Below are 13,514 nucleotides of genomic sequence, written 5' to 3'. Positions count from 1 at the left end.
TCGTCGTGCTCTTTCCAGAATCCGGAAGGGCGCCCATCGGGAGGCGTACGCTCTGCGCTGCCTCCCGATGGCCTACGACAGGAAGCGGTACGGCACATGGCGCATGAGCTGCGGCAACCCACGCCCGAGACCCGGCCGTTGCTCGAACGCCGCCAGGAGCTCCGGGCGCTCGACGCAGCGCTGACGGGCCTGCGGGACACCGTCGACGGAGTACCTCAGGCGCCACGCGGTGGGCTCCTCGCCTTCACCGGTCCGGCAGGGATGGGCAAGACGGCCCTGCTGACCGAGGCCCGGGCCCGCGCCGGGGCGCAGGGGTTCACCGTGCTGTCGGGCAGGGGCGGTGAGAAGGTGCAGGAGCTGGCGTTCCACCTGGTGCGCCAGGTCGTCCAGCCCGCGCTGGCGTCGATGGACGAGAAGGGGCTCCGCACCTTCCTGGGCGGCTGGTACGACATCGTCGCCGCCGCACTCGGCCTGGTCGCGACGCCGAGCGGCCACGTGCCGGACCCGACCGGGGTCCGCGACGGTCTCGACTGGGTGATGACGCGCCTCGCCGTGATGAAGACGCCCCTCGTCCTGTTGCTGGACGACCTGCACTGGGCCGACGCCGAGTCACTGAGCTGGCTCGCCTCGTTCACGCCCCGGGCCGTGGACCTGTCGCTGCTGATCGTCGTCGCCTTCCGGCCCGACGAACTGCCGCTCGAAGCCGCTGCCTTCAACGCCCCGGGCGCCGACCTGGGGAACCGTCCCTTCACCCTGGCGCCGCTCAGTGCCACGGCCGTCGCACACATCATCAGGGACGAGGTCGGCGAGGAGGCCGAGGACGAGTTCTGCGAGGAGTGCTGGGAGGTCACCGGAGGGAGCCCGTTCGAGGCGGTGGAACTCTCCATCAGGCTCGGCGAGCGCAACCTGAGGGGCACCAGCGAGGACCTGCCCGCGATGCGCGACCTGGCCGCCGCGGTGAAGGGGCCCGGGCTGATCGAGCGGCTCCAGGGGTTCGGCACCACCACCGTCCGCTTCGCCTACGCGGCGGCCGTCCTCGGGCAGGCCATCTCGCCTGAACTGGCCGCCCGGATCGCGGCGATCGGCAGCACGGCGGCGGCCGAGGCCACGGAGAAGCTGCGCGCCGCCCGCATTCTGGCCGACGGCGAGGGGCCCGGCGAAAGCCTGGAGTTCGTCCACCCGCTGATCGCCACCACGATCTACCGGTCCATCGGGCCTAGCCTGCGGGAGGGCATGCACAACTCGGCCGCGGAAGCCGTGCGGGCGGCCGGGCTCGGGAACGCCGCCGCGGCCCGGCATCTGCTGGAGGTGCCCTGCGAGGGCAACACCGAGGCCGTCGCCTGTCTGCGGGAGGCCGCCCGTGAAGCCCTGCACTCCGGTGCCCCGGAGGCGGCCCGGCGGCTGCTGAACCGGGCCCTGCAGGAGCCGCCGCCGCCGGAGGAGCGCGCCGTGCTGCTGCACGAACTCGCCTGCGCGACCTTCCTCATCAAACCCACGGCCACCGTGGCGCACCTGCGGGAGGCACTCGCGGAACCGGACATCGACCCCGAGCTGCGTGCCTCGATGGTGTACCGGCTGACCCAGGCGCTGGCCCACACCGACCGGATGGCGGAGAGGCCGCGACGGTGGCCGCCGACGAGGCACAGCGGGCCGCCGCCCATCCTCGGATCCGGCTGCGGATGCAGGCCGACCACTTCGTGTGGAGCGCGTTCCGCACCGACGAGGCGGACTCGTCCGGCCGCTCGCGGGCGCTTGCCCGGCTCGCCGACCGGCTGCCCGGCCGCAGTCTGGAGGAGCGCTACATCCTCGGGTCGCGCGCCTGGGACGCCATGATGTGCGGCGAGCCCCGGCAGAAAGCCCTCGCGTACGCCGAGGAGGCCCTGCGGGGCGGGCTGAGCTGGACCCATGAGAACCGGGGCTTCGAGGTGCCCGTCTCGGTCGCGCTGGTGTTCATGTACTGCGACCGGCCGCGACGGGCCGAGGACCTGTTCGCGAAGGGCATGGCCGAGTGCGCGTCGAAGGGCTGGCGCGGCTCCCATCTGGCCCTGGGCCAGACGCTCTCCGGGTACATCCGCTACCGCCGGGGCTGCCTGGCCGAGGCCGAGAACCTGGTGCGGGAGGGCCTGCGCATCGCCGACCGGGTGGAAGGGGCGGTGCCCGCCCAGTGGTTCGCCATCGGCATCCTGATCCAGACCCTCCTGGCCCGCGGCCGCGTCGTGGCGGCACGCCGGCTCGCCGACAGGTACCACTACGGCGACATCATCCCGAACGCCGTCATCTACCCCGACCCGCGCACCGTCTACGCCGAGCTGCTCCTGGCGGAGGGTCGGCCTGAGGACGCCGCTCCCCTGCTGTCCGGTGTCGGCGAGTGGCTGGACGGCCGGGACTGGCGCAACCCCGCGTGGTGCCCCTGGCAGCTGGGTCTGGCCTCGGCCCTGTCCCGCAGTGCTCCCGACCGTGCGGTGCGCCACGCGCAGGACGCCGTGAAGCGGGCCCGGGACTTCGGCGCGGCATCCGCGATCGGCCACGCGCTGCACGCCCAGGCGGAGGTGACGGGCGGTGAGGCGGGGCTCGATCTGCACGCCCGGGCCGTGGACCATCTGCAGCAGTCGCCCGCCGCGTACGAACTGGCTCGTGCCCTGGTCGGCCACGGCGCCGCACTGGCCCGCGCCGGCCGCCTGCACGACGCCGCCGACCGGCTCTACCAGGGCCTGGAGGGTGCGGTGCACTGCGGTGCCGAGGGCCTCGCCGCCCGGGCCAGGCGGGAACTGTCCGGAGCCGGGCTGCGGCCGCTGCCCCTGCGCTACGCACAGACGGACACGCTCACCGCGCAGGAGCGCAGGACCGCCGAGATGACGGTGCGGGGCCACGCCGCGGCCGTGGTCGCCAAGGAACTGCACCTCACCGAGCAGGGCGTGCGGCAGCTGCTCTCCTCCGTGTACCGCAAGGTCGGCACGGACGCGGCGGGCCTGGCCGAGGCCCTGGAGACGTTCCCCCGGCCGCGACCGTGAGGGGTGGCCGCGAATGGTGCTGCGCCCGATGCCCCGTCGACTCCCAGAACCTCCGCGACTCCGCGAGGGCCCGTGCGGGAGTGGGACGGGAGGGTGGACTGGGCTGCGCTCGCCCGCGCCGCACGCGAAGCGCCCGGCCAAGCTGGTCGAGTTCGTCGGCGACTCGATCACCGTGGGCACGACGAGCTCGCAGAACGCCCGTACCGCGTACGGCTGGCTGATCGGGGAGCGGCTGGGCGTGGAGCACACGCAGATCGCCCAGGGCGGGGCGTGTCTGGTGGCCGCGGCGGACCAATGCGTGGGATTGGAGCGGCAGTTCACGAAGCTCAACCCGAACGCGGCGACGCCCGACTGGAACTTCTCCCGCTCCCGGGCCGACGCGGTCGTCATCAACCTCGGCACCAACGACGTCGGTCACGGAGTGAGTTCGGCGCAGTTCCAGTCGGCGTACAGCAGCCTGCTGCGCAAGGTGCGGGCGGCGTATCCGCAGGCGTGGATCTTCGCGTTGGAGACGTTCCGCGGGCGGTTCGTCCCGCAGACCGAGGCCGCGGTGAAGGCCGCCGTCGCCGGTGGTGACGCGCGGGTGTCCTTCGTCGACACGACCGGCTGGCTGGGGTCGGGCGATCTGACGGACTCGGTGCATCCCAACGACCGGGGGCACCGGGTCATCGCCGACCGGCTGGCCCCGGTGATCGCGGCGCGGATCGGCTCGTAGCGGGCCCGAAGGGTTCGGGGCGGGCCTCACATCCCTCCGGGGCCCGCTCCTCCCTTGAGGCGTTCCAGGTCGGAGGGGCGGACCTGGATGACGAACAGGGCGATCAGCGCGGCTACGGCGGTGAAGATCGCCGCCATGATGAAGGCGGCCGAGACGCCGGCGGTGAGGATCTCGTCGGACCAGGGCTTGGGCAGTTGCCCGGTGCGTTCGAACCGGATGCGCTCGGCCGGGGTCGCCTGCTCGAGGAAGTCCGGGACCTGCTTGTCCGCCTCGCTGGTGCTGGCCGTGCCGTACATCGTGACCAGGATGGACAGCCCGAGGGAGCCGCCGACCTGCTGGGTGGCGTTGAGGAGTCCGGAGGCCGCCCCGGTCTCCGGTGTGGGGACGTCGGACAGCGCCATGAGGGTCAGTGACACGAACTCCATGCCCATGCCCAGGCTGAAGACGAGCATCGGGCCGAGGACACTGCCCGCGTAGGTGGAGTGGACATCGGTCAGGGTGAGCCAGGCCAGACCCGCCGCTGCCAGGATCGCGCCCACCACCATGAACGGCTTGGGCCCGTAGACGGGCAGGAACCGCGAGGCCAGCCCGGCGCCGACGGCGATGACCGCGCTGACCGGCAGGAAGGCCAGTCCAGCCGCGAGCGGGCTGAACCCGAGCACGTTCTGCACGAAGAGCGTGAGGAAGAAGAACATGCCGAAGATGGCGGCGGCCAGGCACAGCATGATGCCGTATGCCTGTCCGCGGCGACGGTCCGCAACCATCTGTCGGCGATCACCCGGAAGACGGGCGGCCGCAATCGGATCGACGCGATCCGGATCGCCGCGGAGTCGGGCTGGGTGTGAGCCTCGCCCCCGTTCCCGCCCTGCTTTCGCCCCGTTACGCGCCCTGACAGAGGAACGGCCGGGCAGGTCATCGAGGTGTACCTGCCCGGCCCCCACGGGCCCTCGCGCCCTGTCCCGGGATCTGATAAGAGCATCCCAGAACGGGCATGCCTGCGACCAGCACCGTGTGTCACGCGTGCGGCATGAAAGCGTCATCCCGGGACCGTGAGGAACGCCGGTGCGGGATGGGCGTTCGGCTCGGTGCTCTGAGGTCAGCGGCCGCCGCGGATAAGGCCCGTCAGATAGCGCCACAGCGAGGAGCGCTGCCGCGCGGACGGGTCCGGCAGGACCTCCTCGGCCACCCCCGGCGCGGGGTCGTCCGCCCACGGCCGCGGGGGCGGCGCGGAGGCGAGTTCGTAGTGCACGGGCAGGGAGCGCAGGCCGCGCATGAACGGCGAGGAGCGCCACGGCAGTTGGTCGGCGGGCAGGGCCAGGTCGAGGTAGTCGAACCGCTCGAACAGGCGCCCCACACCGACCGCCGCGACCGTCGAGGCGAGCTCCCGCGCCGGGCACTGGCGCGGTCCGGCCCCCCAGGACAGATGGGCCCGGGTGCTGATGGTGGTGCCCGCGGCGACGTGGTCGGCGAAGAGCGGGTCGGCGTGGGCCGCTCCCGGGGAGACCCACACCGGGTCGCCGGCCCGGATCGTGTAGTTGCCGAGCGGGGTGTCCCGGGCCGCGAAGCGGGGGACGAAGTTGACCAGGGGCGGCTTGCGCATGACCACCCGGTTCATGGTCTCCCTGACCATCCCGGCCGACAGGCTGGCGCGCACGCTGCCCTCGCCCGAGATGACCTCCACGACGGTGTTGGAGATCAGGATGCCGACGTGGTCGGAGGTCATGCCGAGCAGCATGAACAGCTCGCGGGCGAGATGGTCGAGCGAGAGGTCCGGGTGGGCGGCCAGCAGGTACGAGGGGAAGTCGTCGCCCGGCTTCTCCAGCTTGAGCGCGGCCAGTTCGGCCAGCGTCGCCAGCAGGCGTTCCAGCGCGGCCTCGGCGTCCGGGCCCGCGTCGAGCACACGCCACATGTCCATCAGTGCGTCGTCGCCCTGCGAGCCGGGGAAGCCCAGCAGATGGCTGGCCACCATGAGCGGCAGCGGCCGGGAGAACTGCGCGGACAGATCCGCCACGCCGGTCCTGCCGCCCTGCCCGACGAGGGTGATCAGTTCGTCGGCGTAGGCGGTGACTGCGGCCTTCAGTCGCTTGGCCTGGGGGTGGCGGGGGTCCTGGAAGGGCTTGAGGGCGACGTCCCACGCGGAGCGCAGCGGCCGGTAGCCGGGGCCGCCCTGGATCAGGATGTGGTTGACCTCAAGGGAGGGCCCGAGCGGCCAGTCGGCCGGCACCCTGCCCTCGGAGCGGGCCCGCCAGTTCTCCAGGCCCTTGGGCCAGCCGTCGTCGTCCTGGAGCACCTGGAGCGACTCCCGGTAGCCGAGGACCAGCCAGGCCGGCACCCCCAGCAGATCGACCGGCGCGACCGGGCCGTGCCGCTGCCGCAGCCGCTCGTACACGAGCGCGGGACGCGTCTCGTAGTCCCTGGTCAGCAGCGGTTCGGGAGCGAGTGTCTCCAGCCTCGTGCCGTCCAGGCCCACGGATCCGCCGTCACCCCGCTGGGATTCCATCGCTTGCCACCCTCCGACACGCCCTGTACCGGCCCACCATCAGTCGGTAGCCGGAAACGTGGGGGACCCTACCCCAGGCTGAACCCGTGGGTAACGAGGGGGTGGGGTGATGGGGCGGCCGGGCCGCGGATCAGGCGGCCGTGTAGCCGAGTTGACGGCGCATGTAGGGCGTCATGAGGCTCTTCGCCTTGGCCATGGTGGTGGTGCGGCTGCCGAGGACGGCGGACTCGCCGCCCGGCACGGGCAGCACGGTCAGTCCGTCGGCGGGGCCGAACGGCACGATGAGCGGGGTGCGCTGGATCGGGCGGTAGTGGCGCGGCTCCTTGCGGTGCTTGCCGGAACTCTGCAGATAGGCGCGGATGTTGTGGGCGGCGAGGTCCGCCTGGGCGAGGGCGGCGGGGGTGATCTTGAGTTCGCTGACGTCGTTCACGTCGCCGACGGCGAACACGTCCAGCCTGCCCTCGACCCGGAGCGTCCGGTCGACCTTCACGCGACCGGCTCCGTTGAGCCAGTCGCCGTGTCCGGCCAGGCGCAGCCAGAGCGTGTTGGGGGTGGTGCCCGTCGCCCAGAAGGACAGGTCGGCCTCGATGATCGCGCCGCGGGCGTCGCGGTAGGTGCCGAAGTCGGTGCCGGGCGACATGAACGAGTCGAGCCGTACGTCGATGTCGTGGGACTCCAGCCAGGCCAGGGCCTTGCGTCCCGGACGGGCGCTGCCCGTGGAGTCGAGCAGGGCGGGCCCGGAGTGGGCGAGGGTGACCCGGACGTCCGGGCGGGCGAGGCGGAGCTCGGCGCTGAGTTCGACGCCGCCGGGGCCGCCGCCGACGACCAGGACGTGCTCGGCCGTGGCGACGTTGCGCTGGTGCTCGGCGAACGACTTGGCCGCTTCCTCGGTGGTGGTGCCGGTGAAGCGGGCCGGCTCGGGGTAGTCCGCGCCGGTGGCGATCACGACCACGTCGTACGGCAGCCGCTCGCCCGTGGCGAGGACGACCTGCCGCTCGGCGGTGTCGATGCGGAGGGCCTTGCCGGTGACCACCCGGCCGTGGCGCAGCAGCCGGTCGTAGGGGATGAAGGGCGTGTGCGTCCACTCGGGGCGCACTCCGGCGCGCAGGGAGGCGACGCGGTGGAAGAAGACCTCTTTGCGGTCCACCAGCGTGACCCGGGCCGTGTCGTCGAGCCGCTTGGCCAGCCGGACCCCGGCGTAGCCGCCGCCGATCACCACTACGTCGCCGTCGTACACACCGAGTCTCCTGTGCCTGGTGGGGGGGAGGAACGAGGGCCGCCGCGGACGGGCGCCGCTCGGATCGACCCCCGGCGGCCACTCGACTGACGCGACAGTAGCCCTTGAAAGTTAAAAGGAGTCCCGAGGTTCCGTGCATGTTCCGTGAAGGGATCGGCACCTGACCGGCCGTCATCTCCCCCAGATCTTCTGGTAGGCCTCGCGGTAGCCCGACGGGTCCCAGCTGGTGGCGCCTTCGCTGTTGCCGGCCGTGGCGATGTGCACGGGGGCCACGTATCCGCTGTCGGGACGGCCGGAGAAGGCGCGGTTGAACTCGTCGACGATCTGCCAGCCCTGGAGGGAGAGCGGCTCCGGCACGGTCGCGGCCTGGTACTGCCTGCTGTTGACGCGCTGGAAGGCCGACGGGTCGCCGTCGCCGGCACCGATGTTGAAGGGCGGGCCGGAGCCCTTCTCGCCGGCGGCGCGGAAGGCGGGGGCGGCGTCGGCGAAGTACAGGTCGTTGATGGCCACGGAGTGGGTCCACCGGTCCTGGAAGCGGGAGAGCAGGGAGGAGATCTCCCGGGGGGTACGGCTGCTGGCGTCGGGGATCGGGATGTTCTCCACCGAGAGCAGCCGCACGCCCTGACAGCTCGCCAGCTCCTCGCGGATCAGGTCGGACTTGTTCCGCGCGAAGGGGATCGACGCGTCGGTGATGAGCACCACCCCGGCGCGGCCGTTCGAGTCGGAGATGATCCACTGCGCGCTGATGCGCGCCACGTCCTGGACCCGGGTGGTGACATTGGTGAAGAGGTCGGGCTGCCTGCTGGGGCCGGGCTCGGGGACCGCGTGCCAGCCGATGAGCGGGATGCCCTGCGCGTTGGCCCGGGCGGCCTGCTGGGCCGTCGAGTCGGGGTCGAACCCGCCGATGACGATGCCCGAGGGCCGCAGGGCGACGGCTTCGCTCATGGCCGCCTGGATGCCGGCCGGGGTGCCGCCGCCGTCGATCACCCGGACGTTCCAGCCGATGGCGCGCGCGGCGTCCCGCACCCCGCTCGCCGCGCCCGCGACACCGGGATTGGTCATGGTCTGGGCGACGTAGACGAGGCTCTTGCCGGACACCGCCTCGGGGCCGCTGGTGGGTCCTCCCCAGGGGATGTCGGCCCGCTCGGCCCGGGTGACGGCTTCCCGGGCCCGGGCCTGGACGGCGGGGCAGCCGCTCGGGCCCGTCGCGGTCTCGTCCGCGCCGTCGGAGGAACCGCGTTCGCAGCCGGTGAGGACGGCGGCCGTGGCCAGCAGGGCACAGGAGGCGAGCCGCGCGGTGCGGACTGCGGGGGCGGCCTTGCGGGTGCGGTGCACGGGAACTCCAGTGAGGGATCGACGCGGCGGGGCGTGCCGAGAGGGTCACGGCGGGGCCGTGCCGGCCTCCGGCGCCGGGGAGGACGGGGGCGGCGCGGCGGGCGCGTCGCGGACCGCGCCGCCGCGCAGCCGGCGGCGGGCGGCGTATCCGGCCAGGCCCACGGCGATGAGCAGGGTGCCGCCGTTGAACAGCGGGACCGTCCAGAACTCGGCGCCCAGCTGGGCGATGCCGGTGAGGCCGACGGCGAGGACGGCGACGGCGACGACGGTGCCGAGGGCGTTGGGCCGGCCGGGCTTGATCGCCGTGGAGCCGAGGAGGGCGCCGACGAAGGCGGGCAGCAGGTAGTCGAGGCCCACGCTCGGATTGCCGATCTGCTGCTGGGTGGCGAGCAGCACACCGGCGAAGCCGACGATCAGGCCCGATGCGGCGAACGCGTAGACGGTGTACTTGCGGGTCGGGATGCCCACGAGTTCGGCCGCGCGGGGGTTCGACCCGACGACGTACAGGTACCGGCCGAGCGGCAGCCGCTCCAGCACCAGCCAGAGGACGGCCGCGAGGGCGAGTACGTAGAAGGCGGGGACGGGGAGGCCGAGGAACGAGGAGTCGTAGAGGTCGGTGAACGCGGGCGGCAGGCCCTGCGGGCCGGGCACGATCCGGCCACCGTCGGTGATCCAGCCGGTCACGGCGTACATCATGCTGCCGGTGCCGAGGGTGGCGATGAAGGAGTCGATCCGGCCGAACTCGACGATGACGCCGTTGAGGACGCCCACGACCAGCCCTCCGGCGAGCACGGTGAGGCAGGCGAGCGGCCAGGGCCACCCCTCGTTGACGACCAGCTGCAGCACCAGCACATGGGCCAGGCCGAGGCCGTAGCCGATGGAGAGGTCGAACGCGCCGGTGACGATGGGCACCATGGCGGCGAGCGCGAGGACGGCCGGGATCGACTGGTTGGACAGGATCGAGTCGACGGTGTCCAGGGTGGGGAAGGTGTCCGGCAGGGCGAGGGAGAATACCAGGTAGAGCAGGGCGGTGAGGGCGAGCAGGCCGTAGGCGCCGATGTGGTGGCCGCCGGGGCGGCGCCGCGGCCGGGGCGGCGGCGTCACGGGTGCCCCGCCGTGGACGGGGGCATGGCCGAGGCCGCCCGGGTGAGTCCGGCGACGGTGAGGGCGGGGCCGCTCAGCTCGGTCGTCACGGTTCCGCGCACGAAGACCAGCGTGCGCCGGCACACGCTCGCCACCTCCTCGAAGTCGGTGGACAGCAGCAGCACCGCGAGGCCCGCCTCCAGTGCCTCGTGGAGCAGGCGGTGGATCGCGGTCTTGGCGCCGACGTCGACGCTCGCGGTCGGCTCCTCCAGGATCAGCAGCCGCAGGTCCGCGCGCAGCCAGCGGCCGATCATGACCTTCTGCTGGTTGCCGCCGGAGAGCGTGGCGATGGGCGTCTCGGTGTCGCGGGGGCGCACCGAGAACCGTTCGATCAGGGCGGCCGCCCGGGCCCGTTCGCCGCGGGGGCCGATCCAGCGCGGTGCCCGCAGGCCGCCCGCGCGGGGGTTGGCCAGGAGGTTCTCCCGTACGGTCAGCTCGGTGAGGCAGCCCTCCCGCAGCCGGTCGCCCGGCACGAGACCGACCCCGAGGGCGACGGCCTCCGCGACCGTGCGGGGCCGGTACGGCCGCCCGTGCAGTACGGCCCGCCCGCCCAGGAGGGGCCGGGCGCCGGCGAGGGCGCGCCCCAGGTCCATGTGCCCGGCGTCGGACAGGCCGACCAGGCCGAGGACCTCCCCGGCCGCGAGTTCGAGGTTGACGGGTCCGGCCCGGGCGGTGCGCACGCCGTCGAGGGTCAGGACGGGGGGTGCGTCGGCCGGTGGCCTGGCGCGGCGGTGGGCTGCCGGGGTCCCGGCGGGGCGGGGGACGGCCGGTTCGGCCGGCTCGCCGACGATGTCGTGGACCAGACGCGCGGGACTGTGGTCGGCGAGCCGGCCGTGGCTGACGAGGCGGCCGTCCCGCAGGACGGCGAAGGTGCCGGCGACCCGGTACACCTCGTCCAGGCGGTGGCTGACGTAGAGGAGGGCGTGCCCCCGGTCGCGCAGGTCGTGCAGGACGCGGAAGAGTCGGGCGCAGTCCGCGGCGGGCAGGCGGGCGGTCGGCTCGTCGAGCACGATGAGCCGCGCGCGTGCCGCCAGGGCCCGGGCGATCGCGACCAGCGAGCGGTCGGCCGGCGCGAGAGCGGAGACCGGCGTGTCCGGAGCGAGGTGGGCGGCGACGATCCCCAGCGCCTCGACACAGCGGGCGCGGGTGCGCCGCCAGGAGATGAGCCCGGTCCGGCGCCCGTACCCGGTGGTCAGGGCGATGTTCTCGGCGACCGTCATCCACTCCACGAGACCGAGGTCCTGGTGGATGAACGACATGCTCCGGCCGGCGGTGGGGCTGCCGAGGGGTTCCCCGGCGACGGTGACCTGCCCCGCGTCGGCGTGGTGGACCCCGGCGAGGATCTTGATGAGCGTGGACTTCCCGGCGCCGTTGGGCCCGAGGAGGGCGAGGACGCTGCCGGGGTGGACGTCGAGGTCGACCCCGGCCAGCGCGACGGTGCCGCCGAACCGCTTGCTGAGTCCGCGGATCCGGACCAGGGGTTCCGGCCCGAAGGATGAAGGCGCCTTCGGGGGTGTGTCGGGAGCGTCGCGCACCCGATCAAATTACAGCATTTCGGGCATTCTTCGGCTCGCGACGACTCCACCCTCACGCCGCGTCGAGCCCGCACTCGGCCCAGATGAGCTTGCCCTCGGGCAGATAGCGCGTGCCCCAGCTCTGCGAGAGCTGCGCGACCAGGAACAGACCGCGTCCGCCCTCGTCTTCACTGGCGGCCCGGCGCAGATGCGGTGCGGTGTTGCTGGCGTCGGAGACCTCGCAGATCAGGGTCCGGCCGTAGAGCAACCGCACCCGGATGGGCCCGGCGCCGTGCCGGATGGCGTTGGTGATCAGCTCGCTGAGGATCAGCTCCGCGGCGAACGCGGTCTCGTCGAGCCCCCGGTCGGACAGCCACCGCGTGGCGGACGCCCGGACCTCTCCGACGCGGGCCGGGTCGGCGGACAGCTCCCAGCTGGCGATCCGGCCGGGGTCCAGGGCGTGGACGCGGGCGACGAGGAGGGCGATGTCGTCGTGCGGGTGCGCGGGTGCCACGGTGTCCAGGATCGCCTGGCAGGTCTCCTCGGGGGCTCGCTCGGGACGGGCCAGGGCCCCGCGCAACTGCTCCAGGACCACGTCGACGTCACGGTGCCGGTCCTCGATGAGCCCGTCGGTGTACAGGACCAGCTGACTGCCCGCGGGAAGGTCGACCTCGACGGCGTCGAAGGGCAGGCCCCCGAGGCCGAGTGGGGGCCCGGCGGGGAGGTCGGGGTAGGTCACGGTGCCGTCGGGGTGGACGAGCGCGGGCGGCGGGTGACCGGCGCGGGCCATCAGGCAACGCTGCGTGGTCGGGTCGTAGACGGCGTAGAGGCAGGTCGCCCCGATGACGCCGGCGCCGTGGCCGTCGGGGTCCTCCCGGTCCAGGCGGCCCACGAGGTTGTCCAGGTGGGTGAGGACCTCGTCCGGCGGGAAGTCCAGCTCGGCGAAACTGCGGGTGGCGGTGCGCAGCCGGCCCATGGTGGCCGCGGAGAGCATGCCGTGGCCGACGACGTCGCCGACGAGGAGACCGACGCGGGCGCCGGACAGGGGGATGACGTCGTACCAGTCACCGCCCACGTCGGATTCGGCGGGCAGGTAGCGATGGGCGACCTCGATGGAGTCCTGGTCGGGCAGGCCGTGCGGGAGGAGCCGGCGCTGGAGCGCCAGGACCATCGTGCGCTCATGGGTGTAGCGCCGGGCGTTGTCGATGGACAGGGCGGCGCGGGAGGCGAGTTCCTGGGCCAGGGAGCGGTCGTCGTCCCCGAAGGCACTGCCCGCGCGGTAGAAGCAGGCGACGCCCAGGACGACACCGCGGGCGAGCAGGGGCACCGCGATCAGGGAGTGGACGTGGGCCAGCAGGCGCGCGGTGTGCTCGGGGTCCTGGGCGAGCCAGCCCGCGGCGGCCTTCAGGTCCGGTTCCAGCACGGCCTCGCCACTGCCGAGGCAGCGCAGCTGGGGCGCGGTCGGGCCGAGGTCGATGCGTTTGCCGGGCGGTGCGAAGGGCAGGCCCTCACCCATGCCGTGGACGACCGTGCGGCGCAGGTCGGCGAGGGGGTCGGCGGACTCCTCGCCGCACAGCACGGCATCGGGCAGGTCGATGGTGACGAAGTCGGCCAGTCCGGGGACCGCGGTCTCGGCCAGTTCCTCGGCGGTGCGGCGCACGTCCAGGGTGGTGCCGATACGGGTGCTGGCCTCGGACAGCAACTCCAGACGCCGGCGCGCGGCCAGGGCGTAGGCCCCGACGTGCGGCTCCCCCAGCATCACCAGCCCCCGGGCCGGGAACGCCGCTTCGGAGTGCTCATCCACGATGCCCCTGCCTCCACCGGCCGCGAGCGCCCCACCGGGTTCGGCGCGGCTCCCAGCCTCACCTGTCGCGACGGGCGCGACGGGCCCGGCAGCGCTCCGGTGGCTGTCCGACGTGGGGGGCTCGGCGATGCTGTGGCGGCTGTCCGCGGTGACGGACTTCGCGGCGGACCGGTCGCCGTCCGCCGCGTCAGGCTCGGCGGAGGTCCGGTCGCCCTCCGCCGCAGCGGACTCGGCGATGCTGTGGCGGCTGTCCGC

8 protein-coding genes and 1 pseudogene are annotated in these 13,514 nt (G+C 73.4%); 2 read left to right on the top strand and 7 right to left on the bottom strand.

Annotated elements, in window-relative coordinates; all coding sequences use genetic code 11:
* Window positions 1-96 precede the first annotated feature (96 nt).
* Window positions 97-1,833 carry an AAA family ATPase gene (locus G3I77_RS40975; RefSeq protein ID WP_308311439.1) on the top strand — a complete coding sequence of 579 codons (1,737 nt, stop codon included), beginning with the start codon at window positions 97-99 and terminating at the stop codon, window positions 1,831-1,833.
* 1,191 nt (window positions 1,834-3,024) lie between these two features.
* On the top strand, window positions 3,025-3,726 hold the full coding sequence (locus G3I77_RS36370; protein ID WP_308311438.1) for an SGNH/GDSL hydrolase family protein: 702 nt from the start codon (window positions 3,025-3,027) through the stop codon (window positions 3,724-3,726).
* 26 nt (window positions 3,727-3,752) lie between these two features.
* Here G3I77_RS36370 and G3I77_RS36365 read toward each other — a convergent pair.
* The 7 genes and pseudogenes from G3I77_RS36365 to G3I77_RS36330 form a co-directional block, all read right to left on the bottom strand.
* Window positions 3,753-4,490: pseudogene (locus tag G3I77_RS36365) on the bottom strand (MFS transporter); the annotation flags it as partial.
* Window positions 4,491-4,822: 332 nt separating this feature from the next.
* Window positions 4,823-6,226, bottom strand: a complete 1,404-nt coding sequence (locus G3I77_RS36355; protein WP_248510838.1) for a cytochrome P450 — start codon at window positions 6,224-6,226, stop codon at window positions 4,823-4,825.
* Between the two features lie 130 nt (window positions 6,227-6,356).
* Window positions 6,357-7,463, bottom strand: coding sequence for an FAD-dependent oxidoreductase (locus G3I77_RS36350; RefSeq protein WP_248510836.1), 1,107 nt, complete (start codon window positions 7,461-7,463; stop codon window positions 6,357-6,359).
* 171 nt (window positions 7,464-7,634) lie between these two features.
* Window positions 7,635-8,798 (bottom strand): substrate-binding domain-containing protein, encoded by a 1,164-nt coding sequence (locus G3I77_RS36345; protein ID WP_248510834.1) that lies wholly within the window; start codon window positions 8,796-8,798, stop codon window positions 7,635-7,637.
* 45 nt (window positions 8,799-8,843) lie between these two features.
* Complete coding sequence (locus tag G3I77_RS36340) at window positions 8,844-9,902, bottom strand: ABC transporter permease (protein WP_248510833.1); 1,059 nt, start codon at window positions 9,900-9,902, stop codon at window positions 8,844-8,846.
* Window positions 9,899-11,476 carry a sugar ABC transporter ATP-binding protein gene (locus G3I77_RS36335; protein WP_248510832.1) on the bottom strand — a complete coding sequence of 526 codons (1,578 nt, stop codon included), beginning with the start codon at window positions 11,474-11,476 and terminating at the stop codon, window positions 9,899-9,901. The genes G3I77_RS36340 and G3I77_RS36335 overlap by 4 nt, the downstream gene beginning before the upstream one ends.
* A 52-nt stretch (window positions 11,477-11,528) precedes the next feature.
* On the bottom strand, window positions 11,529-13,514 hold a 1,986-nt coding region (locus tag G3I77_RS36330; protein ID WP_248510831.1), incomplete at its 5' end, for a SpoIIE family protein phosphatase.

The sequence above is a fragment of the Streptomyces sp. D2-8 genome, assembly GCF_023184515.1.
In the GTDB taxonomy this organism is placed as follows: domain Bacteria; phylum Actinomycetota; class Actinomycetes; order Streptomycetales; family Streptomycetaceae; genus Streptomyces.
Note: the sequence above shows the minus strand (reverse complement) of the source record. Positions and strands in the feature narration are given on the sequence as shown.

What these genes read in the sequence shown, in the direction of transcription:
- G3I77_RS36370 (WP_308311438.1), top strand. Translation starts at nt 3,025, where the DNA reads ATGGTGCTGCGCCCGATGCCCCGTCGACTCCCAGAACCTCCGCGACTC.
- G3I77_RS36355 (WP_248510838.1), bottom strand. Translation starts at nt 6,226, where the DNA reads ATGGAATCCCAGCGGGGTGACGGCGGATCCGTGGGCCTGGACGGCACG.
- G3I77_RS40975 (WP_308311439.1), top strand. Translation starts at nt 97, where the DNA reads ATGGCGCATGAGCTGCGGCAACCCACGCCCGAGACCCGGCCGTTGCTC.